The 23,437-nt window shown below is 66.3% G+C and carries 24 protein-coding genes; 3 read left to right on the top strand and 21 right to left on the bottom strand.

What is annotated here, in order from left to right; translation table 11 throughout:
* The 17 genes from rnc to H3O04_RS19975 form a co-directional block, all read right to left on the bottom strand.
* Nucleotides 1–832: ribonuclease III (rnc, locus tag H3O04_RS20055; RefSeq protein ID WP_202588313.1), on the bottom strand; the 832-nt coding region annotated here is incomplete at its 3' end.
* A gap of 154 nt (nt 833–986) precedes the next feature.
* Complete coding sequence (lepB, locus tag H3O04_RS20050; RefSeq protein ID WP_011544943.1) at nt 987–1,880, bottom strand: signal peptidase I; 894 nt, start codon at nt 1,878–1,880, stop codon at nt 987–989.
* Nucleotides 1,881–1,896: 16 nt separating this feature from the next.
* Entirely contained in the window at nt 1,897–3,690 is a 1,794-nt protein-coding gene (gene lepA / locus H3O04_RS20045) for a translation elongation factor 4 (RefSeq protein ID WP_011544942.1), read from the bottom strand.
* A 197-nt stretch (nt 3,691–3,887) separates the two neighbouring features.
* Nucleotides 3,888–4,124: a glutaredoxin family protein gene (locus H3O04_RS20040; protein ID WP_006476497.1), complete on the bottom strand. Its 237-nt coding sequence runs from the start codon at nt 4,122–4,124 to the stop codon at nt 3,888–3,890.
* A gap of 7 nt (nt 4,125–4,131) precedes the next feature.
* Nucleotides 4,132–5,628, bottom strand: coding sequence for a DegQ family serine endoprotease (locus H3O04_RS20035; protein ID WP_006476498.1), 1,497 nt, complete (start codon nt 5,626–5,628; stop codon nt 4,132–4,134).
* A gap of 16 nt (nt 5,629–5,644) precedes the next feature.
* On the bottom strand, nt 5,645–6,697 hold the full coding sequence (locus H3O04_RS20030) for a MucB/RseB C-terminal domain-containing protein (protein WP_011544940.1): 1,053 nt from the start codon (nt 6,695–6,697) through the stop codon (nt 5,645–5,647).
* Nucleotides 6,698–6,702: 5 nt separating this feature from the next.
* A complete protein-coding gene (locus H3O04_RS20025; protein ID WP_012328152.1) occupies nt 6,703–7,320 on the bottom strand; it encodes a sigma-E factor negative regulatory protein in 618 nt (205 codons plus the stop codon).
* Between the two features lie 86 nt (nt 7,321–7,406).
* Nucleotides 7,407–8,006, bottom strand: a complete 600-nt coding sequence (gene rpoE, locus H3O04_RS20020; RefSeq protein WP_006490873.1) for an RNA polymerase sigma factor RpoE — start codon at nt 8,004–8,006, stop codon at nt 7,407–7,409.
* Nucleotides 8,007–8,097: 91 nt separating this feature from the next.
* Nucleotides 8,098–8,562 carry a hypothetical protein gene (locus tag H3O04_RS20015; RefSeq protein WP_124477048.1) on the bottom strand — a complete coding sequence of 155 codons (465 nt, stop codon included), beginning with the start codon at nt 8,560–8,562 and terminating at the stop codon, nt 8,098–8,100.
* An 11-nt stretch (nt 8,563–8,573) separates the two neighbouring features.
* The gene (gene fabF / locus H3O04_RS20010; RefSeq protein WP_124477047.1) at nt 8,574–9,806 is read right to left on the bottom strand and encodes a beta-ketoacyl-ACP synthase II; all 1,233 of its coding nucleotides are present in this window, start codon (nt 9,804–9,806) and stop codon (nt 8,574–8,576) included.
* A gap of 164 nt (nt 9,807–9,970) precedes the next feature.
* Nucleotides 9,971–10,210 (bottom strand): acyl carrier protein, encoded by a 240-nt coding sequence (gene acpP, locus H3O04_RS20005; RefSeq protein WP_004197638.1) that lies wholly within the window; start codon nt 10,208–10,210, stop codon nt 9,971–9,973.
* A 144-nt stretch (nt 10,211–10,354) separates the two neighbouring features.
* Nucleotides 10,355–11,104 carry a 3-oxoacyl-ACP reductase FabG gene (gene fabG, locus H3O04_RS20000; protein WP_006476504.1) on the bottom strand — a complete coding sequence of 250 codons (750 nt, stop codon included), beginning with the start codon at nt 11,102–11,104 and terminating at the stop codon, nt 10,355–10,357.
* Between the two features lie 36 nt (nt 11,105–11,140).
* Entirely contained in the window at nt 11,141–12,073 is a 933-nt protein-coding gene (gene fabD / locus H3O04_RS19995; RefSeq protein WP_124477046.1) for an ACP S-malonyltransferase, read from the bottom strand.
* A gap of 82 nt (nt 12,074–12,155) precedes the next feature.
* The gene (locus tag H3O04_RS19990; RefSeq protein ID WP_006476506.1) at nt 12,156–13,145 is read right to left on the bottom strand and encodes a beta-ketoacyl-ACP synthase III; all 990 of its coding nucleotides are present in this window, start codon (nt 13,143–13,145) and stop codon (nt 12,156–12,158) included.
* Nucleotides 13,146–14,252 (bottom strand): phosphate acyltransferase PlsX, encoded by a 1,107-nt coding sequence (gene plsX, locus H3O04_RS19985; protein ID WP_006476507.1) that lies wholly within the window; start codon nt 14,250–14,252, stop codon nt 13,146–13,148. It abuts the gene before it with no gap.
* A gap of 129 nt (nt 14,253–14,381) precedes the next feature.
* On the bottom strand, nt 14,382–14,561 hold the full coding sequence (gene rpmF / locus H3O04_RS19980) for a 50S ribosomal protein L32 (RefSeq protein ID WP_006051932.1): 180 nt from the start codon (nt 14,559–14,561) through the stop codon (nt 14,382–14,384).
* A 98-nt stretch (nt 14,562–14,659) separates the two neighbouring features.
* Nucleotides 14,660–15,295: a YceD family protein gene (locus tag H3O04_RS19975; protein WP_027805411.1), complete on the bottom strand. Its 636-nt coding sequence runs from the start codon at nt 15,293–15,295 to the stop codon at nt 14,660–14,662.
* A gap of 230 nt (nt 15,296–15,525) precedes the next feature.
* Here H3O04_RS19975 and H3O04_RS19970 point away from each other — a divergent pair, with 230 nt between their 5' ends.
* Both H3O04_RS19970 and H3O04_RS19965 read left to right on the top strand, forming a co-directional pair.
* Nucleotides 15,526–16,158 carry a Maf-like protein gene (locus tag H3O04_RS19970; RefSeq protein WP_124477098.1) on the top strand — a complete coding sequence of 211 codons (633 nt, stop codon included), beginning with the start codon at nt 15,526–15,528 and terminating at the stop codon, nt 16,156–16,158.
* Nucleotides 16,155–16,877 carry an SAM-dependent methyltransferase gene (locus H3O04_RS19965; RefSeq protein WP_011544932.1) on the top strand — a complete coding sequence of 241 codons (723 nt, stop codon included), beginning with the start codon at nt 16,155–16,157 and terminating at the stop codon, nt 16,875–16,877. The genes H3O04_RS19970 and H3O04_RS19965 overlap by 4 nt, the downstream gene beginning before the upstream one ends.
* A 135-nt stretch (nt 16,878–17,012) precedes the next feature.
* Here the strand turns inward: H3O04_RS19965 and H3O04_RS19960 are convergent, their stop codons facing one another.
* Genes H3O04_RS19960 through H3O04_RS19945 form a run of 4 tightly spaced genes read right to left on the bottom strand, consistent with a single transcriptional unit; the run spans nt 17,013 to nt 20,085 of the window.
* Entirely contained in the window at nt 17,013–18,005 is a 993-nt protein-coding gene (locus H3O04_RS19960; RefSeq protein ID WP_023475865.1) for a S49 family peptidase, read from the bottom strand.
* Between the two features lie 12 nt (nt 18,006–18,017).
* Nucleotides 18,018–18,419 (bottom strand): Rieske (2Fe-2S) protein, encoded by a 402-nt coding sequence (locus H3O04_RS19955; protein WP_011544931.1) that lies wholly within the window; start codon nt 18,417–18,419, stop codon nt 18,018–18,020.
* Nucleotides 18,416–19,075 carry an HAD-IA family hydrolase gene (locus H3O04_RS19950; protein ID WP_023475864.1) on the bottom strand — a complete coding sequence of 220 codons (660 nt, stop codon included), beginning with the start codon at nt 19,073–19,075 and terminating at the stop codon, nt 18,416–18,418. The genes H3O04_RS19955 and H3O04_RS19950 overlap by 4 nt, the downstream gene beginning before the upstream one ends.
* Nucleotides 19,076–19,080: 5 nt before the next feature.
* Nucleotides 19,081–20,085, bottom strand: a complete 1,005-nt coding sequence (locus H3O04_RS19945; RefSeq protein ID WP_202588312.1) for an RluA family pseudouridine synthase — start codon at nt 20,083–20,085, stop codon at nt 19,081–19,083.
* A gap of 720 nt (nt 20,086–20,805) precedes the next feature.
* On the opposite strand from H3O04_RS19945, the gene H3O04_RS19940 reads away from it, so the two are divergent.
* Nucleotides 20,806–23,437 (top strand): Rne/Rng family ribonuclease (locus H3O04_RS19940; protein WP_202588311.1); only part of this gene is annotated, 2,632 nt, incomplete at its 3' end.

Here is a 23,437-nt window from a genome sequence, read left to right as displayed (position 1 = left end):
CCGCCGCTCTCGCCTCGCGCGCCGCCGCACGTTCCTTCCGCTCGGGCGAGCGCAGGTCGAGCGCTTCCTGCACACCCTTCACGCCCGGCACGATCTCGGGTTCGACATGCTTGGACCCGCGCGCGTTTTTCGAGCGCTTCGGCTTCGCGGCCAGCATCGGCGCGGCCGCCATCACTTCGTCGAGCGCCTTCTTCGCGGCAGCCTGCTCGGCCGCGCGCCGGCTCGCGCCGGAGCCCGATACCTTCACGTCCAGCTTCGGCACCGTGCACTCGACCTCGAACTGCTGATTGTGCGCTGCACCATGCGTCGCGACGACCGTATAGGTCGGCAGCGCGATCTTGTGCCCCTGCAGATATTCCTGCAGCAGCGTCTTCGCGTCCTTGCCGAGCGTACGCGGATCGATGTGGTCGAGAATCGGGATATAGAGGCGCTTGATGACCCCTTGGGCGGCTTCGAAGCCCCCATCGAGGAACACGGCCCCGATGATGGCTTCGAACGCGTCCGCGAGGATCGACGGGCGGCGGAACCCGCCGCTGCGCAGTTCGCCCTCGCCCAGCCGCAGGCCGTCCGAGATATTCAGGGCCTGAGCAATTTCGTACAGCGACTGCTGCTTGACGAGATTGGCGCGTACGCGCGACAGGTCACCTTCGTCCAGCTTGCCGAAACGCTGGAACAAAAGGGCCGCCACCGCGCAATTCAGAACGGAATCGCCGAGAAACTCGAGCCGTTCATTGTGCGTGGCACTGTGACTGCGATGGGTCAAAGCCTGGCGCAACAATTCCGCATTGCGAAATTCGTAGCGCAGCCGGCTTTCCAACTGGGATGAGGGCATGTGCAGGAGTATAACGCGGGCGCCCGGTCGGGCCGAAACGGCACGGCCGGAGGCGAAAAGGCGTGACGAGGCGGTGTTACCGCCGGTTCTTAAAGTAGTTCGGCAATACGCGACGCGGCCCGTGCGTCGCGTACTGCGTGTGAATCGAATGCGGTCAGTTGAAGGAGCCGATGCGCTTCAGGTCGCTGAAGTTCATCCAGATGAAGAACGCGCGGCCGACGATGTTCTGGTCGGGCACGAAACCCCAGTAGCGGCTGTCCGCGCTGTTGTCGCGGTTGTCGCCCATCATGAAGTAATGACCGGGCGGCACCTTGCAGATCACGCCGCGGCTGTTGTACGTGCAGTTGTCGCGATACGGATAGTCGTATGCGCCCATCACGAACGGCGGCACGGCCGGGTTGTTGAGGATCGCGTTCTTCTTGTTGCCGATCGTTTCCTCGAACTGCTTCGCGTAATTCTGGCGCTCGTCGTCGAAGAAATCGGGCAGCGGCGTTTCGGGCACCGGCTGGCCGTTGATCGTGAGCTGCTTGTCCTGATACGCGACCGTGTCGCCGGGCAGGCCGATCACGCGCTTGATGTAGTCGACCGACTCGTCCTTCGGATAGCGGAACACGACGACGTCACCGCGCGACAGCGGGCTGCCCTGCGTGATCTTCGTGTTGGTGACCGGCAGGCGCAGCCCGTACTCGAACTTGTTGACGAGGATGAAGTCGCCGACGAGCAGCGTCGGCACCATCGAGCCCGACGGGATCTTGAACGGCTCGACGACGAACGAACGCACGACGAACACGGCCAGAATCACCGGAAAGAAGCTCGCCGTGTACTCGAGCCACCACGGCTGGCGCAGCTTTTCGTCACGCAGCTTCGAACGCGTCTGCACCGCGTTTTCGTCCGCGAAACGCTTGTCGATGCGCGACTGCTGGCGATCGAACTCCTCGATCGCCGAGTCGGCCGCCTTGCGACGCCGCGGCAGGAACACCAGTTTGTCCAACACCCACGCTACGCCCGTCACGACGACGAGCACAAAAAGAATCAGCGCAAAATTCATAAAAGGATCAGTCCTGTTATTTGTCTTCGACGCGCAAGATCGCGAGGAACGCCTCCTGCGGGATCTCGACCGAACCCACCTGCTTCATCCGTTTCTTACCTTCTTTCTGCTTCTCGAGCAGTTTCTTCTTCCGCGTGATGTCGCCGCCGTAGCACTTCGCGAGCACGTTCTTGCGCAGCGCCTTGATGTTCTCGCGCGCAACGATGTGCGCGCCGATCGCGGCCTGGATCGCCACGTCGTACATCTGGCGCGGAATGATCTCGCGCATCTTCGCGGCGACTTCGCGGCCGCGGTATTGCGACTGCGACCGGTGCACGATGATCGACAGCGCGTCGACCTTGTCGCCGTTGATCAGCATGTCGACCTTCACGACGTCCGACGAACGGTATTCCTTGAACTCGTAGTCCATCGACGCATAGCCGCGCGACACCGACTTCAGGCGATCGAAGAAGTCGAGCACGATTTCCGCCATCGGGATCTCGTACGTGAGCTGCACCTGGCGACCGTGATACTGCATGTTGATCTGCGAGCCGCGCTTCTGCTCGCACAGCGTGATCACCGAGCCGACGTAATCCTGCGGCATGTAGAGATTCACGGTGACGATCGGCTCGCGGACTTCGGCGATGCGGCCGGGCTCCGGCATCTTCGCCGGGTTCTCGACCATGATCGTCGAGCCGTCGCTCTGCACGACCTCGTAGACGACCGTCGGCGCGGTCGTGATGAGATCCATGTCGAATTCGCGCTCGAGCCGCTCCTGCACGATTTCCATGTGCAGCAGCCCGAGGAAGCCGCAGCGGAAACCGAAGCCGAGCGCCTGCGACACTTCCGGCTCGTACTGCAGCGATGCGTCGTTCAGCTTCAGCTTCTCGAGCGATTCGCGCAGCGCGTCGTACTGGTTCGCCTCGACCGGATACAGCCCCGCGAACACCTGCGGCTTCACTTCCTTGAAGCCCGGCAGCGGCTCGGCAGCGGCCTTGGCCGCGTGCGTGACGGTATCGCCGACCTTCGCGGCCGTCAGCTCCTTGATGCCGGCGATGATGAAGCCCACCTGCCCGGCCGACAGCGAGTCGAGATTGCGCGACTTCGGCGTGAACACGCCGACGTGCTCGACCGGATACTGCGCGCCGGTCGCCATCATCTTGATCTTGTCCTTCGGACGCAGCGTGCCGTTGACGATGCGCACGAGCATCACGACGCCGACGTAGTTGTCGAACCACGAATCGATGATCAGCGCCTGCAGCGGCGCGGCCGGATCGCCCTTCGGCGGCGGCACCTTCGCGATCAGCGACTCGAGCACGTCTTCCACGCCGAGGCCCGTCTTCGCGCTGCAGCGCGTCGCGTCGGTCGCATCGATGCCGATCACGTCCTCGATCTCCTCGATCGCGTTCTCGGGGTTCGCGGCCGGCAGGTCGATCTTGTTCAGCACCGGCACGACCTCGACGCCGAGCTCGATCGCCGTGTAGCAGTTCGCGACCGTCTGCGCCTCGACGCCCTGGCTCGCGTCGACGACCAGCAGCGCGCCTTCGCACGCGGACAGCGAACGGCTGACCTCGTACGAGAAGTCGACGTGCCCCGGCGTGTCGATCAGGTTCAGGTTGTAGACCTTGCCATCGCGTGCGCGATAGGACAACGCGGCAGTCTGCGCCTTGATCGTGATGCCGCGCTCGCGCTCGATATCCATCGAGTCGAGCACCTGCGCTTCCATTTCACGGTCGGCGAGGCCGCCGCATACCTGGATGATGCGATCCGCGAGTGTCGACTTGCCATGGTCGATGTGCGCGATGATCGAGAAATTGCGAATATGATCCATTCAGTGCCGATCAAGCGAAAAAGGCGCGCTCGACGACTGCGGAGCACGCCTTGTGTAAGTCGGTGAAAAAACGGCTTATTTTAGCCGAAAAGGCTTACGCCGGGCGGGATTTCGGACGCCCGCCCCGCGGGAGCCCGGCGGGGCTCCCGTCGGATCGAGCCCCGTGCGAAGCGGCGTCGGCCGACGGCGGGCCAGGTTCAGCGCCGGGCCGCCAGCGCGTCGCGCACCCGCGCATCGTCGAAGCGGTGGCGGCACACTTCCGCGCCGTCCAGCAGCAGCACGGGTACGTCCTCGTCGTAACGCGCGACGAGCGCCGCATCGGTGTCGATGTCGATATAGTCGACCGCGACGCCGAATTCGGCCGCCACCGGCGCCAGTGCGTCGCGCATGTCGTCGCACAGGTGGCACCAGCCGCGGCCGTAGAGGGTGAACATCGGCGCGTTACTTCTGGCGCGGCCGCACGGGCACGAACTGCGTGTTGTCGCCACGCCGCACGAGCACCGCGACCGCCTTCTGTGGATCGAGCTGCGCGGTCACGTCGGCGAACTGCTTCGCGCTCGTGATGTCGGTGTCGCCGACACGCAGCACGATGTCGCCGCGCTGCAGGCCCGCACGGGCGGCCGGGCCGTCGACGCCGTCGATCTGCACCCCGTTCTTCAGCTTCAGCGTCTTCAACTGCTCCGCCGTCAGGTCGCTGACCGTCAGGCCGAGCGAATTGGTCTGGCGCGGCTTCTGCGGCGCGTTCTTGCGCTGCTCGGCCTTTGCCGTCGATTCGGCCGGCGTCTCGGCGATCGTGATCGGCAGATCGCGCGCCTGACCCTTGCGCCACACGTTGACCGTCGCCTTCGTGCCGGGCTTCGTGTCGCCGACCATGCGCGGCAGGTCCGACGCCGCATCGACCGGACGCCCGTTGAACTTCAGGATAATGTCGCCCGGCTGGATGCCGGCCTTGTCGGCCGGGCCGCCCGGCTCGACGCTGCTGACGAGCGCGCCTTCGGCCTTCGGCAGCCCGATCGAGTCGGCCACGTCCTTCGTCACCTCGCCGATCGCCACCGCGATCCGGCCGCGCGTGACCTTGCCCGTTGCCTTCAGCTGGTCGGCCACGCGCATCGCCTCGTCGATCGGAATCGCGAACGAAATGCCCATGAAGCCGCCGGTGCGGCTGTAGATCTGCGAGTTGATGCCGATCACCTCGCCTTGCATGTTGATCAGCGGGCCGCCCGAGTTGCCGGGGTTCACGGCGACGTCGGTCTGGATGAACGGCAGGTAGTCGCCCGTATTGCGGCTCTTCGAGCTGACGATACCGGCCGTGACCGTGTTGTCGAGGCCGAACGGCGAACCGATCGCGACGACCCACTCGCCGACGCGCACCTTGTTCGAATCGCCGATCGCGACGACCGGCAGGTTCGACGCCTGGATCTTGACGACCGCGACGTCCGTGCGGTCGTCGACGCCGATCAGCTTCGCCTTGAATTCGCGCTTGTCGGTCAGCGTCACGTAGATGGTGTCGGCATCGTCGACGACGTGCGCATTGGTCATCACGTAACCGTCGGCCGACACGATGAAGCCCGAGCCGACGCCGCGATTCTGCTCGGTGTCGGGCCCGTTGTCCGGCGCCGGCGCATTCTTCGGGTTGCTGCCGTTGCCGCCGCCGTTGCCGGGCGCCTGCGGCAGCGGAATGCCGAAGAAGCGCCGGAAGAATTCCGACATGTCGCCGTTGTCGAAGCCGGGCGGGAGCATCCCGCGCGGGCCGCTCGTCGGCACGTTGGCGGTGGTCCGGATGTTCACGACGGCCGGGCCGACCTTTTCGACGAGGTCGGCGAAATCGGGAAGGCTGGCAGCCGGAGGCGTGACAGCGACCGCGGTTTGCGGGACGAGCGGCAGGCAGGCACACAGCGCCGCCGCCGCGAGCACTTTGCGCAGCGTGAGTTTCGTCATGTCGGAAGCCGTAGCGTTACTTGGAAGCCTTGTATTCTATGGCAGACGCGAACTGCTGCAACGTCGCCGGCGGCACTTCGCCGAGCACGGTGATCCAGTAGTCGCCGCGGCGCTTCACGAGAACGTGCGTCGCACCGGTGCTGCCCGCGCCCTCCTTGCGCGTATTCTTTTCGGCCGGCTCGATGAAGACCGAGATCGTCGCGAGGCCGTCGGTGAAGACGGCCTGATCGACCGGGATCGGCGGATCGCCCGCATCGCGCGCGGCCATCGGCCGGCGCACTTCACGAATCTTCTGGAAGCCGGCGACGCTCGGCGCGAGCTGCCAGCCCTGCGCTTCCATGTCGACAGCCGCGACCGGCGGGCGCACGACCGTCCAGCCGCTCAGGTTGCGCATGCCGGCTGCAATCGCGGCCTTGTCGCCGCTCGCGCCGCCGGTTTGCAATTGCGAGAACGCGATCTGTTCGAGCACGTGATCGTTCGCGTCGAGCGTCTGCGAACGCAGCAGCAGCCCGGTGCGCGCGTCGGCCCACAGCTTGTACGTGAAACGGTAGGCATCCTTCGGCACGAGCTCGACGACCTGCGCGTCGATCCCGGCCACGCGGTCCTTGCCGAGCGACTTCGCATCGTAGACGGACATCACGTGCTCGCCGCTCGCGCCGAGCAGCGCGGGGAACGAGTCGCGCGTCTGGCGGCGCTCGACCACGCACAGCTTGCGCTCGGGCACGAACGTGTACAGCTCGTCGTTGTGCCGCAGCAGCTTGCGCGGCTTGCCGTCGAGCGTCTCGATCCGCTCGAACTCGCCGTCGCGGGACGAGACGTGCGCGATGCGTGACGACTGCACATACCCGCCGCGCTGGTAGACGAACGTACCTTCGTAGCTCTGCTGTTGCGCCGCCTGCTGGACGCGGTCGAGCCAGTCGGCGGCACCCTTGCGGGTCGCGACGGGATCGTCCGGTTGCTGGGCGCTGGCGGGAAGGGATTGAACGGACAACAGGGCGGCTGCGCAAAGCAGGAGGGCCGGCAGCCGCTTCCATCCGGAGATGGCGTGATTCAACTGCAATGTCCGCATCGGGTTTATTGGCCTGGCGTGGTGGTCACGGCAGCGCGGATCAGCGGCATCGAACCCGTGACGACGGGCTGCTGGGCGAATTGCTGGTGCGCTTCAAGGTATTGGTCGAGGCTGGCGTCGCGAATGATGTTGACGTCCTGCAGACCCGGCTGGGCCGATGCCTGCGCAACCGTCACGCGCTGCAGGTTGCCGTTCTGCGGCGCGCCCACCGATGCAACCTGGACGGCGCCCGGCGCACCGGCCGTCTGCATCTGCGGGACGACGATCCACGTCAGCGTGGCGGCCGCGGCGGCCACCGCGAATGCCGGCACGACACGGCGGCGCAGCGACAGCAGCTTGCGCGCGACCGGCGCGGCCGCCGGTGCCAGCAGGTGCGGCTCGCTTTCGAGCGCAGCCGACATGCGCGCGGTGAACGCGACACTCAGCGCGGGCGACAGCGCGAGCTCGTCCGAGCGCAGCGCATCGCCGATCAGGTGGTAATGGGCCCACACGGCGCGATCCGCGCGGTCGAGCTCAGCCAGAAACTGCCCGTGATCCGGGCCATCGAACATTTCGCCGTCGACCAGCGCGGAAAGGCGCTCGCCGCGCGAGCACGCTTGCGATTGCGTATTGACCGACCCCATGATGCTCCCCATCTTGCACACCCCGTCGTGACTTCACGACTCTATCCGTAACTAGACCCCGACCCGCGTCGTTCCGCCCGTCGCGCTTACCAGCGCTTGCCTTCGGGCGTATCGAGCAGCGGACGCAATTTGGCAGCGATTGCTTCGCGCGCGCGGAAGATCCGCGACCGGACCGTCCCGATCGGACAGCCCATCATTTCCGCGATCTCTTCGTAGCTCAGGCCCTCGATCTCGCGCAGCGTGATTGCCTGGCGCAGTTCCTCGGGCAGCAGAGCCATTGCAGCGTTGACCGTCTCGGCAATCTGCTTGCTCATCAACATCGACTCAGGCGTGTTGATATCCCTTAGTTGGTCTGCGTCCGAGAAAGTTTCCGCTTCCTCCGCATCGGCCTCGGTCGAGGTCGGCGCCCGGCGGCCTTGCGTCGCAAGGTAGTTCTTCGCCGTGTTGACGGCAATTCGGTACAACCACGTATAGAACGCCGATTCGCCGCGGAATTGCGGCAGCGCACGATACGCCTTGATGAACGCGTCCTGGGCCACATCCTCGACCTCGGCGGGATCCCGCACGAGGCGCGAGATCAGCCGAATGATCTTGCGGTGGTATTTGGAGACCAGGAGTTCGAACGCCGCCTTGTCGCCCTTCTGTACGCGCTCGACCAGAGCCTGATCGATTTCTTTTTCACTCACCTGACAAATCCGTTAACTAGGGATGCAACGCGGAGCGTTATTGTAGCGTTCCGGCGCCGGCCGCTGGTTACGGTCGGTAACCGCACCGCCGTCATGCCCGCCCCGCCGCCTCGGCCGTTCTCGCCAGTACCGACAGCGCGCTGAACGACGCGGCGTCGAGCGCGTCGGCCGGAATCAGCAGCGGCCGGGTCCGCCGGGCACCCTGCCCGACCGACAGCACCAGCAGCAGGCTGCTCCAGTGCGCATGGCCCGTCACACGGCCACGGGCCAGCAACCGCCCGGTGCGGCCAAACGCCGCAATCTCCCCGAAGGCATCGATCCGCAACTCGGCCGGCAGCCGGCGGGCGCAAGCGCGCGCCGCCCATACGGCCAGCAGTGCCGCCGTCGCGGCCGACACGCCTGCGCCGGCGGCAGCGCCCGCGCGCGGCGCCCAGAACAGGTACGCCGAGGCGGCAGCCGACGCGACGAACGCGGCCAGCACGAGATACGACACGGCCGAGGCCCGCAACGCAAAGCGCTGCGGACGCCCGGCCGGAGCATCGAATGGACTCGTCAAGTGATTCGACGTCAGACGCGCTTGAACACCAGCGTGCCGTTGGTGCCGCCGAAGCCGAAATTGTTCTTCACGGCTACGTCGATCTTCATGTCACGCGCGGTGTTCGCGCAGTAATCGAGATCGCACTCGGGGTCCTGGTTGAAGATGTTGATGGTCGGCGGCGACACGTTGTTGTGCAGCGCCAGCACCGTGAACACCGATTCGAGGCCGCCCGCGCCACCCAGCAGGTGGCCCGTCATCGACTTCGTCGAGTTGACCACCATCTTGTACGCGTGCTCGCCGAAGGCCGCCTTCACCGCATCGGACTCGTTCTTGTCGCCCAGCGGCGTCGACGTGCCATGCGCGTTCAGGTACTGCACCTCGTCGGCATTCAGGCCGGCGTCGCGCAGCGCCGCGACCATGCAGCGGCGCGGGCCGTCCATGTTCGGCGCGGTCATGTGGTACGCGTCGCCCGTCATGCCGAAACCCACGACTTCCGCGTAGATCTTCGCGCCGCGCGCCTTCGCGGCCTCGTACTCCTCGAGCACCATCACGCCGGAACCCTCGCCCAGCACGAAGCCGTCGCGGTCCTTGTCCCACGGACGCGACGCGGTAGCCGGATCGTCGTTGCGGGTCGACAGCGCGCGCGCGGCGGCGAACCCGCCGATGCCGAGCGGCGACACCGTCGATTCGGCACCGCCCGCGACCATCACGTCGGCGTCGCCGGCCTGGATCAGCCGCGCGGCGAGGCCGATGCTGTGCAGGCCGGTCGTGCAGGCCGTGACGGCCGCGAGGTTGGGGCCCTTCAGGCCGAACATGATGCTCAGGTGACCCGAGATCATGTTGATGATCGAACCCGGCACGAAGAACGGCGAGATCCGGCGCGCGCCGCGATCGACGTAGGTCTGGTGCGTATCTTCGATCATCGGCAGGCCGCCGATGCCGGAACCGACCAGCACGCCGATGCGTTCCGCGTTGGCTTCGGTCACTTCCAGCCCGCTGTCCCGGATGGCCTGGACGCCGGCGGCGATGCCGTAATGGATGAACGTATCCATGTTCCGGGCTTCCTTCGCCGGGATGTACTCCTCGGCGCTGAAACCCTTCACTTCGCCCGCGAAATGGCACGCGAGGTTCGACGCATCGAACTTCGTGACGGTGGCGATACCGGACTTGCCGGCGACGAGATTGGCCCAGCCGTCGGCAACACTATTGCCAACAGGCGAAATCAGCCCCAGGCCTGTAACGACAACACGACGGCGGCTCACGGTAACCTCTTTTCCATTATTGGATGACAAAAACAAAAGCCACAGTGGCCACAGGAACCAGCCCTGCGAGCCCTGTGGCTGTTAGTCCGTCCGGCGCGAAGCCGGCAGGATGGCGCGTCAATCGCGAAGATCGCGGCGACGTGGCGGACAAGCGCGAAAGGCGCTTACGCCTTGACGTTTGCGCGAGCGTAGTCGATCGCTTGCTGAACGGTCGTGATCTTCTCTGCTTCTTCGTCCGGGATTTCCATGCCGAACTCGTCTTCCAGAGCCATCACCAGTTCGACCGTGTCGAGCGAGTCCGCGCCCAGGTCGTTCACGAACGAAGCCTCGTTCTTGATCTCGGCTTCCGCGACGCCCAGTTGCTCAGCGACGATCTTCTTGACACGTTGTTCGATGTTGTCCATTACCCCTCCGAGGGAAAGTTCAGATTTACAAGTGCGCGCATTTTATCAGGTTTGCTGACGCCAAAACGCGCGTTGGCTTGATGGTCGATCAAGCGCCGGTCCGCCTGAAAAACGGGATACGGCGCGGATGGTAAACGAAAACCGTTACGACATGTACATGCCGCCGTTCACGTGCAGCGTCGTGCCGGTGATGTAACCGGCCTGCGGCGATGCGAGGAACGCGACGGCATGGGCGATGTCCTCCGGGCTTCCGAGGCGGCCGAGCGGAATCTGGGTCTTGAGCGCGGCCTGCTGTTCTTCCGGCAGCGTCTTCGTCATGTCGGTATCGATGAAGCCCGGCGCCACGCAGTTCACCGTGATGCCGCGGCTGCCGATTTCACGCGCGAGCGCACGCGTCATGCCCGCGACGCCGGCCTTCGCGGCCGCGTAGTTGACCTGACCCGGATTGCCGGCCGAGCCGACCACCGACGTGATGTTGATGATACGGCCGCCGCGCGCCTTCATCATCGGGCGCAGCACCGCGCGCGACAGACGGAACACCGACTTCAGGTTGGTGTCGATCACCGCGTCCCAGTCCTCGTCCTTCATCCGCATCGCGAGCTGGTCCTGCGTGATGCCCGCGTTGTTGACGAGCACGTTCAGCGCGCCGAATTCTTTCACGGTCGCATCGATCAGCGCCTCGGCGGCGGCCGCGTCGTTGACGTTCAGCACCGCGCCGCGGCCCGTGACGCCCGCTTCCGCGAACGCCGCGGTGATCGCGGCGGCGCCCGATTCGCTCGTCGCCGTGCCGATCACCGTCGCGCCCAGGCGCGCGAGTTCGAGGGCGATCGAACGGCCGATGCCGCGCGACGCGCCGGTCACGATCGCAACCTGTTTATCGAGAGTCTTGTCCATGAATCGAATATCCGTTGCTTGGGAAAAGGCGCCGCGTCAGGCGGTCGCGAGCTTGAGCGCTTCGTCGAGCGAAGCCGGATCGAACACCGAGGCGCCGACCAGATTGCCGTCGATGCGCTTCGTCAGGCCGGCGAGCACCTTGCCCGGACCGCATTCGATCACGTGCGTGACGCCCGTGCCGGCGATGTGCCGCACGCACTCGACCCAGCGCACCGGGCCCGCGGCCTGGCGCACCAGCGCATCCTTGATCGCGGCCGGATCGCTGACCACGGCGACGTCGATGTTGTTGACGACCGGAATCTGCGGCGCCTTCACGTCGACGTTCGCGAGATAGTCGCGCAACTGATCCGACGCCGGCTTGAGCAGCGACGAATGGAACGGCGCCGACACCGGCAGCGGCAGCGCGCGCTTCGCGCCCTTCGCCTTCGCGATTTCGCATGCCTTTTCGACCGCAGCCTTGCTGCCTGCGATCACGACCTGCGCGGGCGCATTGAAGTTCACCGCTTCGACGACGCCTGCTTCCGCGGCTTCGGCGCATACCGCGCGTACCGTTTCGTCGTCGAGGCCCAGGATCGCGGCCATGCCGCCCTGGCCCACCGGCACGGCCGTCTGCATGGCCTGCGCGCGGAAGCGCACGAGCGGCACCGCGTCCTTGAACGCGAGCGCGCCGGCCGCGACGAGCGCCGTGTATTCACCGAGGCTGTGGCCGGCGACGATCGACGGCGCCGGGCCGCCTGCCTGCTGCCACGCGCGGTAGCACGCGTACGCCGCAGCCAGCATCACGGGCTGCGTGTTGGTGGTCAGGTTCAGCTCTTCGGCCGGGCCTTCGGCGATCAGCTTGCCGAGATCCTGATTGAGTGCATCGGATGCTTCCTGGAGCGTCTCGCGCACGACGGCCAGATCGGCGAATGCGTCGAGCATCCCGATCGCCTGCGAACCCTGCCCCGGAAAAACGAATGCAAATTTCATATCGTCCCCAATTGAATCGATTCGGACGGCACGCACGAACGGCGCGCCGATGGGACCCGCGCGCGGCAATGCGCGCCGCGGATCAGAAGCGGAAGACCGACGCGCCCCAGGTGAAGCCGCCGCCGACGCCTTCGATCAGCACGTGCTGGCCGCGCTGGATACGGCCGTCGCGCACCGCGGCGTCGAGCGCCAGCGGGATCGACGCGGCCGACGTGTTGCCGTGCTGGTCGACCGTCACGACCATGCGCTCCTGCGGCAGGCCGAGCTTGCGGCAGGTGCTGGTCATGATGCGGATGTTGGCCTGGTGCGGAATCAGCCAGTCGATTTGCTCGGGCGCGAGATTCGCCTTCGCGAGCGCCTCGATCGCGACCTTTTCGAGCACGTTGACCGCGAGCTTGAACACGGCCTGCCCGTCCATGTGCAGGAACGCGCTGCCGTCGATCACGCCGCGATTGACGTTGCCCGGCGTGCACAGGATGTTCGAGTAGCTGCCGTCCGCGTGCAGCGCGCTGCCGAGCACGCCCGGCTCTTCCGACGCGGACAGGATCACCGCGCCCGCGCCGTCGCCGAACAGCACGCAGGTCGTGCGGTCCTTGAAGTCGAGAATGCGCGAGAACGTCTCCGCGCCGACGATCAGCGCGGTGCGGTGCTGGCCGCTGCGGATGAAGCTGTCGGCCGTCGCCATCGCGTATGCGAAGCCCGAACACACGGCCTGCACGTCGAATGCCGCGCCGCCGTTCTTGATGCCGAGCTTGTTCTGCAGCAGGCACGCGGTGCTCGGAAACACGAAATCGGGTGTCGAAGTCGCGACGATGATCAGGTCGATCGACTGCGGATCGACACCGGCCGCTTCGATCGCACGACGCGACGCCTCGAGCGCGAGATCGCTCGTCGTGACGTCCGGTGCGGCGAAATGGCGCGCATGGATGCCCGTGCGCGCCACGATCCATTCATCGCTCGTCTCGATGCCTTCCTTCGCAAGACGATCGGTCAGCTGCTGGTTCGTGACGCGGTCGGGCGGCAGGTAGCTGCCCGTGCCGAGCACGCGGGAGTAGAGAGTCGATTGGGCCATTTATGCTTTAGAGGATTGCGCAGCGGAAGGTTCGGCGTGATGGCCTGCGGCCGGGCTTGCCTGGCCCGCGCCGCCCGCGTCGTGTTCGCCGTCGCCGAGCGACACTGAATTATCCGCCATCGCGCGCGCGAGGCGCTCCAGCACCCCGTTTTTGACGGCATCATACCCGCGTTTGATCGCCCACTCAAACGCGTAGGCGTCGGCCGACCCGTGGCTCTTGATCACGAGGCTCTTCAGCCCCAGCAGCGCCGCGCCGTTGTACTGGCGGTGGTCGACGCGCTTCTTGAAACGCATCAGCACGGGCAGCGCGAGCAGCGCCATCAGCTTCGACATCAGCGAGCGGCCGAACTCCTCGCGGATGATGTCCGACAGCATCTGCGCGAGCCCTTCCGACGTCTTCAGCGCGACGTTGCCGACGAAGCCATCGCACACGATCACATCGACGGTGCCCTTGTAGATGTCGTTGCCTTCCACGTTGCCGCGGAAATTGAGCGTGCTGGCGCGCAGCAGCTCGCCTGCGCGCTTGATCGTCTCGTTGCCCTTGATGACCTCTTCGCCGATGTTCAGCAGGCCGATCGTCGGGCGCTCCTTGCCTTCGAGCGCGGCCACGAGCGCGTGCCCCATCTCCGCGAACTGCAGCAGGTGCTGCGGCTCGCAGTCGACGTTCGCGCCGAGGTCCAGCATCATCGTGTAGCCGGTCGGGTTCGGCAGCGCGAACGCGATCGCGGGCCGCTCGATGCCGGGCAGCGTCTTGAGTACGTAACGGGAAACCGCCATCAGCGCGCCGGTATTGCCGGCGGAGATGCAGGCCTGCGCCGCGCCCTCCTTGACGTGGTTGAGCGCGACGCGCATCGAAGAATCCTTCTTCTTGCGCAGCGCCACTTCGACAGGATCGTCCATCGCCACGACTTCGGTGGCGGGCACGATGGTCAACGCGGGATCGTCGAGGGCTTTCAGCTTCTTCAGCTGAGCGCGAATCGCGCTTTCGATGCCGACGAGCATCAGGTGCGCATCGGGATGCGCGCGGACGAACTTGACTGCCGCGGGAACGGTCACGGACGGGCCGTGGTCGCCTCCCATGCAATCGATTGTGAGCTTTACGGTCATGGAATGCGACGAATTTCAGGCACAAAAAAGCGGCAGTTGAATGCCGCCTTTTTGTTGAGCCAGGAAAGTGTCAAGCGAACCAGTTGTCACGCGAACGGCGAGCGTAGCGCGCAACGCGTGACTTGACGCTTAGTCGTTCTTCGTCTTGACGACTTTCTTGCCGCGATAGTAGCCGTTCGGGCTGACGTGGTGACGCAGGTGCACTTCACCCGTGCTCGGCTCGACTGCCAGCGGCGCTGCCGTCAGGAAATCGTGCGAACGATGCATGCCGCGCTTCGACGGCGACTTCTTGTTTTGCTGGACTGCCATGACTAACTCCTAAATAATTTTCCGGATTCTAACACAGCCCGATCCGGCGCTTAACTACCCTGGCCCAAAGCCCTTACGCCTTCCCGCGCCACAACTGCTTAGTGTTTCTTGGTGCCGTCACCGTCCTTCTTCAACGCTTGCAGCGCTGCGAACGGATTCGGCCGTTTGCCTTCGTCCCCGGCTTCGTCGGACTCTTCGTCCTCCTCTTCCGCGGGACCGCTCGCACCCGACACGAGGCTTTCGTGAACTGCCGGGCAAACCTCGTGCTTGGGCACGAGCGGCAACGAAAGCAGCAATTCCTCTTCGATCAAGTCGACGAGATCGAACTGGCGTGAGCCCACGATCACATCGGCTTCATCGTCGTCGAGCGGAAATTCTTCAGCTTCTTCTTCGGTCGCGACGACGCGGTACGTCATGTCCACGTCGAACGTCTGGTCGTACGGCGTCATGCAGCGCTGGCACGTGAGCCACGCGTGGCCATGCACCGCGAGGCGCAGATACGGCTGCTGCCCGTCGGCGCCGTCGTCCTGCAACTCCTTCTGCGTGAACCCTTCCGCCTGCCACGTGAAGACCGTGTCGCGATCTGGCGCGTCCGTCGGCACTTCGTTTAACATGCGCGGCAGTTGCGAGAGGTGTACCGCGCCAGCTGCCTGCCGCCCGCTGCGGGCGAACTCGAACAGGTCGACCGCGTGCGGATCGAGCGCCGCCGCAGGTTTGCCAGAAGAAGTGTTCATGTGCGCTCCTGCCTACAGGCTGACTTGCGGGATCCGGCTTGGCACCGCTCGCGTACGGCTCATCGAGGATGACGTACTTTACTTCCGAAGACCCGGCAGGCGCCACCACAACGGATGCCTGCCGACGAAAAGCGGGAAAGCATACCTGTTTTACCTTTTGCGGTCAATCACTTAAGCTTGCGTCCGCGCAACGCCGCGCCCCACCTGACGACTCACCGATCCAACCGACCATGCCGGATACCGTTTGCCGCCCGCCGCGGCTGATTCTTGCCTCCAGTTCCCGTTACCGCCGGGCGCTCCTCGAGCGCCTCGGCATACCGTTCGACGTCGTGTCACCCGATCTCGACGAAACCCCGCTGGCCGGCGAAACGCCGGCCGCGACCGCACTGCGCCTCGCCGGCGCGAAGGCGCGCGCCGTGGCCGCGACGATCGACGCGCCGGACGGCGTGCTCGTGATCGGGTCGGACCAGGTTGCGACCTTCGACGGCCACCAGATCGGCAAGCCCGGCACGCACGAGCGCGCGCTCGCGCAACTCGTGTCGATGCAGGGCCGCGAAGTCGAATTCCACAGCGCGCTCTGCCTGTACGACAGCCGGACGGACGACGCGCAGGTCGAAGACATCGTCACGCACGTGCGCTTCCGCTCGCTGCCCGAGGCCGAACTCGACGCGTACCTGCGCGCGGAAACGCCGTACGACGTGGCCGGCAGCGCGAAGTCCGAAGGACTTGGCATCGCCCTGCTCGATGCAATCGACTCGGACGACCCGACCGCGCTCGTCGGCCTGCCGCTGATCGCCCTCACGCGGATGCTGCGCACCACCGACTACCCGCTGTTTGCAACCACCCGTGGAGACCGCGCATGACCGCCGGCACGCTTTATCTCGTCCCGAACACGCTCGGCGAAGGCGACGAATCGATGCTCGCCGCCGTGCTGCCCGCCGCCGTGCAGGCGCGCGCCGGCACGCTCGGCTACTACATCGGCGAGAATGCGAAAACGACGCGCGCGTTTCTGAAGAAGATCGGCACGACGCGCCCGATCCAGGAAATCGAGATCAGCGAGCTGAACGTCAATACGCCGGCCGGCGCCATCGACCGGCTGCTCGCGCCCGTGCTGGCCGGCGCGGACGCCGGCCTCGTGTCGGAGGCCGGCTGCCCGGCCGTCGCCGATCCTGGCGCGCTGCTGGTACGCCGCGCGCACGAGCGTGGCGTGAAGGTCGTGCCGCTCGTCGGGCCGAGTTCGATCCTGCTCGCGCTGATGGCGTCGGGCCTGAACGGCCAGAGCTTCGCGTTCAACGGCTATCTGCCGGTCGATGCGGCCGCGCGCGCGAAACGCCTGCGCGAACTTGAGCAACTGTCGCGCAAGGCGCGCCAGACGCAGATCTTCATCGAAACGCCGTACCGGAATCACGCAATGCTCGACACGCTGGTCGCGACCTGCGCGCCGTCGACGCAAATCTGCGTCGCGGCCGATCTGACCCTCGCGACCGAGACGATCGCGAGCCGCACTGTGGCGGACTGGAAAAAGGCGCCTGCACCGAATCTGCACAAGCGCCCCGCGATCTTCCTGCTGCTCGCGAACTGATGCCGAGAACGGCGATCAGTTAACTGAAAGGCGGGCCATCACGGCCCGCCGATTGTCGCCGGTCGCCGGTCGCCGGTCGCCGGTCGCCGGTCGCCGGTCGCCGGTCGCCGGCCGTCAGCCGTCAGCCGTCAGCCGTCAGCGCAGGCTGACCGGCGCGCCGCCGGCCGTCAGCGCCTTCATCGCGGCGCCCCCGACGGCCGCGCCGAACTTGCGCGCGACGCGATTCGTCAGGCTTTCCTTCACCGTATAGTCGACCAGATCCGGCGCCTTCAGCACGTCGCGCGCGACCGTGTCGGTCGTGCCGTAGCCGTCGGCGAGCCCGAGCTCGACGCTCTTCTCGCCGGTCCAGAACAGGCCCGAGAACATGTCGGGCGTCTCGTGCAGCCGCTTGCCACGACCATCCTTCACGGCCTTGATGAACTGCGCATGCACCTGGTCGAGCAGCGCCTGCGCGTGCGCGTCCATCTTCGGCGTTTCCGGCGAGAACGGATCGTAGAAACCCTTGTTTTCGCCCGACGTATGCAGGCGCCGCTCGACCCCGAGCTTGCCCATCAGCCCGGTGAAGCCGAATCCGTCCATCAGCACGCCGATCGACCCGACGATGCTCGCCTTGTCGACGAAGATCTTGTCGGCCGCGGACGCGATGTAATAGCCGCCCGACGCACACATGTCGGTCACGACGACGTACAGCGGCTTGTCCGGATACTTGCCGCGCAACCGCCGGATCTCGTCGTAGACCATGCCGGCCTGCACGGGGCTGCCGCCCGGGCTGTTGATCCGCAGCACCACGCCGACCGTGCCGTCGTCGTCGAACGCGGCATCGAGCGCCGTGTTGATGTCGTCCGCGTTCGCGTTGACGCCGGCCGCGATCTCGCCGTCGATCGTCACGAGCGCCGTATGCCGCCCGCTCGACGAGAACTTCGAATCGCTGGAGAAATCGATCAGCGCGAACGCGAGCAGCACGAACACGCCGAGAAACGCGAAGCGGAAGAAGATCTTCCAGCGCCGTGCGGCACGCTGCTCCTTGACGGCCGCGAGCGCGATCCGCTCGAGCGCCGCGCGCTCCCAGCTCGGTTCACGGCTGTCGGGACGGGAGGAGGAATCCGGGGAATTCGGTTGGTCGGCCATGCAGTGATGTCGTCAGTCGGTCGTGGCGGGAGTGGCAGGATGCAGATCGGCATCGGGTACCCAGAATACCGCACGGCCGTCGGGCGTGTCGCGCTCGTCGACCTCGACCGGCCGCAGGCGGCCGCCGCGGCACGGGCCGCCGACGCACTTGCCGGTATCCGGCGCGTAGATCGCGCCGTGCGTCGCGCACATCAGATAAAGGCCCGACGACTCGAAGAACTGCCCTTCGGCCCAGTCGAGCTCCATCGGTACATGCGCGCAGCGGTTCAGGTAGCCGTAAGCGCGGCCGTCGTAGCGCACGAAGAACACGACGGCCTGCTCGCCGCGCAGCGTCGCGTCGACCCGCACGCCGGCACCGCCGTCGGTCAGTGCGGCCGATGCACACACGCGCACGGCGTCCGGCGCCGCGCTCACGCGTGCTCCCGCAGCCAGGCGGCCAGCGCGCCGACGTCCGGCGCGACGAAGCGCGGCGTGAGCGCCGCCAGCGCATCGGCCGTATGCGCGCCGTACGCGACGCCGACGCCGGCTGCGCCGGCGCTGGCGGCCATCTGCAGGTCGTGCGTGGTGTCGCCGATCATCACGGTGCGCGCCAGATCCTGCCCCAATTCCCGCGACAACTCGTGCAGCATCGCCGGATGCGGCTTCGAGAACGTCTCGTCCGCGCAGCGCGTCGCGTCGAACCAGCTCGTCAGCTTCGACTGGTCGAGCACGCGGTTCAGCCCGACCCGCCCCTTGCCGGTCGCGACGGCGAGCAGGTAGCCCGTGTCGCGCAGCTCGGCGAGCAGCTCGCGCACACCGGCGAACAGCTCGATGCGCTGGTCGTCGAGCAGATAGTGATAGCGGTAGCGCTCGGCCAGCCGCGCGTAGTCGGACGGATCGAGGGTCGGCGCCGTGATCTGCAGCGCATCGCGCAGGCCGAGGCCGATCACGTAACGGGACGCCTCGTCGGACGGCGTGGGCAGGCCGAGATCGCGGCATGCCGCCTGGATGCTGTGCGCGATGTGCGCAGTCGAATCCATCAGCGTGCCGTCCCAGTCGAAGACGATCAGGTCAAATTGCTGTCGAGCCATGCGGTTCAGGCGGTATCGCGCAATGCGCTGAGTTGATCGAGGAAGCGCCGGCATTCGGCCGGCAGCGGCGCATCGAACTGCAGCGCCTCGCCGGTCAGCGGATGCGCGAGCTTGAGGCGGTGCGCATGCAGGAACATCCGTTTGAGCGACGGCTGCGCGTTCGCGCGCGCCAGCGCCTTGTTCAGTGCGAAATCGCCGTACTTGGCGTCGCCGGCGATCGGCAGGCCGAGATGCGCGAGGTGCACCCGGATCTGATGGGTCCGACCCGTTTTGAGTTCCGCTTCGACGAGCACATAGTCGGGCCACCGATCGACGAGATTGAACACCGTATGCGACGCCAGCCCGTCGTCCTGCACGCGCACCCGGCGCTCCCCTTCCGGGGTCGAATACTTGAACAGCGGCGCCTTCACCGCGCGGCGCCGGCCCCAGTCGGGCTGCCATTCGCCGTGCGCGCACGCGAAGTAGCGCTTGTCCATCCGGTTCTCGCGGATCTGCTCGTGCAGTCCCACGAGTGCCGTGCGCTTCTTCGCGAGCATCAGGATCCCGGACGTCTCGCGGTCGAGCCGGTGCACCAGTTCGAGGAATTTCGCGCGCGGGCGCGCCTGCCGCATCTGCTCGATCACGCCGAACGCGACGCCGCTGCCGCCATGGACTGCGACCCCGGCCGGCTTGTCGATGACGAGCATCGCATCGTCCTCGTACAGCACGTCGAAATTCGCGGGCGGCACGACCGACGTGTCGGCACGCGCGAGGTCGGCCGCCGCCACGCGCACCGGCGGCACGCGGACGAGGTCGCCCAGTTCGAGGCGGTACTGCGCGTCGATCCGACCCTTGTTGACTCGCACTTCGCCGCTGCGCAGGATCCGGTAAATATGGCTTTTCGGCACGCCTTTACAGACGCGCAACAGGAAATTGTCGATGCGCTGACCGGCCGAGTTTTCGTCGATCTCGATCATCGATACCTGGCCGCTTGCGACCGAATTCTGGGATATTTTGCCTAACTCATTCATACTGAATATAATTTTGCCCAGCCTGACGTTGTGGGTGGCCTGTTCGGCCGGCCCCGGCTGAATCGGGCAAGGCGCAAGCGCAAACTGCTATTTTACTTGCGCCGGGGGTCCGCTGCTCACCCCTAATCAAAGAGAAGCAGCAAGTTGCACGCACGGCGCCGCCCGTCGGCAAGGATCGCGCCCACAGGCGGATTCGGTCGGCAAGGCGCCGCGGTAACGGAAAGTTGGTTGAAAAGAATTTGATCGGCAGCCCGACGGCGCGAAGTGCGTCCGCAGGCTGCCGGTTGCGAAAATTACGGCGTTGCGCCCGATTTGGCCCCGCGAAGCGTGCGGGGCTTGGCGACGTCAAACCAGGGAAGTACACCCCAAGCGGGAAAGTCGGGCTGGATTCGATACTCCCCGCTGCGGCCCAAGCCGCAGCATCTGCCGCCCGTCGGCGCGCGCGACGCATTGCGCGCGCCCGTGGCAATGCCCGGACAGGCTTAGCGCGCTTTTGCAGCGTGCGGTGTGTGAACGCCGTGCTTTGAAGCCGTATTCGCAGGTGCCCTATGGCCGCCGGCCCCGTCTTTCGGGCCCAAGCGCCTCTTCAGGCAATTCTCCCCGCCAGCATTCCCGCTCCAGCGTGCTCGTGACAACACAACAAGGTGCGGCCTGCCGTCGTTCCCGCCCTCGCGCCTGACAACCGCGAGGCGCCGGCAGCGGAGCCGCCTGGAGTCGTTCATGAAACGCATGCTGTTCAATGCGACGCAGCAGGAGGAGCTGCGCGTCGCCATCGTCGATGGGCAAAAGCTCATCGACATCGACATCGAAACCGCCGGGCGCGAACAGCGCAAAGGCAATATCTACAAAGGTGTCATCACCCGTATCGAGCCGTCGCTCGAAGCGTGCTTCGTCAACTACGGCGAAGACCGCCACGGCTTCCTGCCGTTCAAGGAAGTCGCCCGCCAGTACTTCAAGGAAGGCATCGACATGCGCTCCGCGCGCATCCAGGATGCCCTGCGCGAAGGCCAGGAGCTGATCGTCCAGGTCGAGAAGGAAGAGCGTGGCAACAAAGGCGCCGCCCTCACCACCTTCATCTCGCTCGCCGGCCGCTACCTCGTGCTGATGCCGAACAACCCGCGCGGCGGCGGCGTGTCGCGCCGGATCGAAGGCGACGAGCGCCAGGAACTGCGCGAAACGATGGCGCAACTGCAGATTCCGGACGGCATGAGCATGATCGCCCGTACCGCGGGCATCGGCCGCAGCGCCGAGGAACTGCAGTGGGACCTGAACTACCTGCTGCAACTGTGGCGCGCGATCGAGGCCGCCTCGCAAAGCGGCAACTCCGGCCAGCCGATGCTGATCTATCTGGAATCGAGCCTCGTGATCCGCGCGATCCGGGACTATTTCCAGCCGGATATCGGCGAAATTCTGATCGACACGAACGAAATCCACGATCAGGCCCGCGCGTTCATGGACATCGTGATGCCGGACAACGTCGCGAAGGTGAAGCGCTATCACGACGACGTGCCGCTGTTCTCCCGCTTCCAGATCGAGCACCAGATCGAAACCGCGTACTCGCGTACGGTCCCGCTGCCGTCCGGCGGCGCGATCGTGATCGACCACACCGAAGCGCTCGTCGCGATCGACGTGAACTCGGCACGCGCGACCAAGGGCGCGGACATCGAGGAAACGGCCACCCGCACGAACCTCGAAGCGGCGGACGAAGTCGCCCGCCAGCTGCGCCTGCGCGACCTCGGCGGCCTGATCGTGATCGATTTCATCGACATGGAATCGGCGAAGAGCCAGCGTGAAGTCGAGCAACGCCTGAAGGACGCGCTCAAGCACGACCGTGCGCGCGTGCAGATGGGCAAGATCTCCCGCTTCGGCCTGATGGAGCTGTCGCGCCAGCGCCTGCGTCCGGCGCTGTCGGAAGGCAGCCACGTGACGTGCCCGCGCTGCAACGGCACCGGCCACATCCGCGATACCGAATCGTCCGCGCTGCAGGTCCTGCGGATCATTCAGGAAGAAGCGATGAAGGAAAACACCGCGGCGATCCACTGCCAGGTGCCGGTCGAGGTGACCGCCTTCCTGCTGAACGAAAAGCGTCAGGAAATCAACAAGATCGAGTCGCGCTTCAAGGTCGGCATCGTGCTGATCCCGAACAAGCACCTCGATACGCCGCACTACAAGCTCGAGCGCCTGCGTCACGACGACGCGCGCCTCGACGATCCGCGCGCGTCCTGGAAGATGGCCGAGGAAGCAGCCCGCGAGCTCGAGTCGGAAACCGGCTACAGCAAGCGTGCCGCCGAAGTGAAGCCGAAGCAGGAAGCCGCGGTCAAGGGCATCACGCCCGAGCGTCCGGCACCGAGCGCGGCGCCGCAGCGTCCGGTCGAGCCCGTTGCCGCCCCCGCCCCTGCGCCCGTCGCAGCGGCAAGCGGCGGTTTCATCGGCTGGCTGAAGGGCCTGTTCGGCGTGTCGCCGGCACCGGCGCCCGCACCGGTTGCTCCGGCACCGGCGAAGGAGCAGGCAGCCCGTCCGGCTCGCGAACGCACCGAAAAGACCGAGCAACGCGGCGGCGATCGCAACCGCAACCGTCGCGGCGGCGCCCAGCAGGGGCAAGGCGGCCGCGACCAGGCAGCCGCAGGCCGTGGCCAGCCGCAACGCCAGGAACGCGAAGGCAAGGAAGTGCGCGAACCGCGTGAAGGCCGTGAGCCGCGTGAAGGCCGTGAGCCGCGCGAGGGCCGTGAGCTGCGTGAAGGTCGCGAGGGCCGCGAAAACCGCGAGAACCGTGAAGGTCGCGAGGGCCGTGGCCCGCGCGAAGGTCGCGAGCCGCGTGAAGGCCGTGAGCCGCGCGAACCGCGCGAAAATCGCGAGCCGCGCGAGCCGCGCGAGCGTGCCGAACAGCCGGAAGGCGGCGACGCAGCCGGCCGCGGCGAGCGCCAGGAACGCGGCGAGCGTCGCGAGCGCGGCGAACGCCGCAAGCCGACCCAGCATGCGGCCACGCTCGAGACCGTCACCCGCGGTGAAAACCATCCGGAACCGGAAACCGACAAGGCTGTTGCAGAAGCCCTGCCCGGCGCGGAGCTGGCAGCCGATGCGGAAGCCGGCGCACGTGACGGCGAAGAACGTCGCCGTCGCCGTCGCGGCCGCCGCGGCGGTCGTCGCGAGCGCGAGGAAGACGGCGCAGTCGACCAGGCGGAGCAAGGCGTCGAAGCCGAAGGTGAAATCGCGGCGCAAGCCGTGACGCCGGCCGCACCGGTCGCAGCCGAACCGGCCCATACGGCCGCACCGGCAGTCGTCGCGGCCGTGGCCAGCGCGGTCGCCGTCGAAGCCGTCGTCGAGCAGCATGCCGCACCGGCCGCTGTCGAAG

Source organism: Burkholderia sp. KCJ3K979, from assembly GCF_016759955.1.
Taxonomy (GTDB): domain Bacteria; phylum Pseudomonadota; class Gammaproteobacteria; order Burkholderiales; family Burkholderiaceae; genus Burkholderia; species Burkholderia orbicola.
Note: the sequence above shows the minus strand (reverse complement) of the source record. Positions and strands in the feature narration are given on the sequence as shown.

What these genes read in the sequence shown, in the direction of transcription:
- rpmF (WP_006051932.1), bottom strand. Translation starts at nt 14,561, where the DNA reads ATGGCAGTCCAGCAAAACAAGAAGTCGCCGTCGAAGCGCGGCATGCAT.
- H3O04_RS20040 (WP_006476497.1), bottom strand. Translation starts at nt 4,124, where the DNA reads ATGTTCACCCTCTACGGCCGCGGCTGGTGCCACCTGTGCGACGACATG.
- H3O04_RS19975 (WP_027805411.1), bottom strand. Translation starts at nt 15,295, where the DNA reads ATGAACACTTCTTCTGGCAAACCTGCGGCGGCGCTCGATCCGCACGCG.
- fabD (WP_124477046.1), bottom strand. Translation starts at nt 12,073, where the DNA reads ATGAAATTTGCATTCGTTTTTCCGGGGCAGGGTTCGCAGGCGATCGGG.
- lepA (WP_011544942.1), bottom strand. Translation starts at nt 3,690, where the DNA reads ATGGATCATATTCGCAATTTCTCGATCATCGCGCACATCGACCATGGC.
- fabG (WP_006476504.1), bottom strand. Translation starts at nt 11,104, where the DNA reads ATGGACAAGACTCTCGATAAACAGGTTGCGATCGTGACCGGCGCGTCG.
- H3O04_RS19950 (WP_023475864.1), bottom strand. Translation starts at nt 19,075, where the DNA reads ATGGCTCGACAGCAATTTGACCTGATCGTCTTCGACTGGGACGGCACG.
- acpP (WP_004197638.1), bottom strand. Translation starts at nt 10,210, where the DNA reads ATGGACAACATCGAACAACGTGTCAAGAAGATCGTCGCTGAGCAACTG.
- plsX (WP_006476507.1), bottom strand. Translation starts at nt 14,252, where the DNA reads ATGACCGTAAAGCTCACAATCGATTGCATGGGAGGCGACCACGGCCCG.
- H3O04_RS20030 (WP_011544940.1), bottom strand. Translation starts at nt 6,697, where the DNA reads ATGCGGACATTGCAGTTGAATCACGCCATCTCCGGATGGAAGCGGCTG.
- H3O04_RS20035 (WP_006476498.1), bottom strand. Translation starts at nt 5,628, where the DNA reads ATGACGAAACTCACGCTGCGCAAAGTGCTCGCGGCGGCGGCGCTGTGT.
- H3O04_RS19965 (WP_011544932.1), top strand. Translation starts at nt 16,155, where the DNA reads ATGACCGCCGGCACGCTTTATCTCGTCCCGAACACGCTCGGCGAAGGC.
- H3O04_RS19945 (WP_202588312.1), bottom strand. Translation starts at nt 20,085, where the DNA reads ATGAATGAGTTAGGCAAAATATCCCAGAATTCGGTCGCAAGCGGCCAG.
- H3O04_RS19960 (WP_023475865.1), bottom strand. Translation starts at nt 18,005, where the DNA reads ATGGCCGACCAACCGAATTCCCCGGATTCCTCCTCCCGTCCCGACAGC.
- H3O04_RS20025 (WP_012328152.1), bottom strand. Translation starts at nt 7,320, where the DNA reads ATGGGGTCGGTCAATACGCAATCGCAAGCGTGCTCGCGCGGCGAGCGC.
- H3O04_RS19970 (WP_124477098.1), top strand. Translation starts at nt 15,526, where the DNA reads ATGCCGGATACCGTTTGCCGCCCGCCGCGGCTGATTCTTGCCTCCAGT.
- lepB (WP_011544943.1), bottom strand. Translation starts at nt 1,880, where the DNA reads ATGAATTTTGCGCTGATTCTTTTTGTGCTCGTCGTCGTGACGGGCGTA.
- H3O04_RS19990 (WP_006476506.1), bottom strand. Translation starts at nt 13,145, where the DNA reads ATGGCCCAATCGACTCTCTACTCCCGCGTGCTCGGCACGGGCAGCTAC.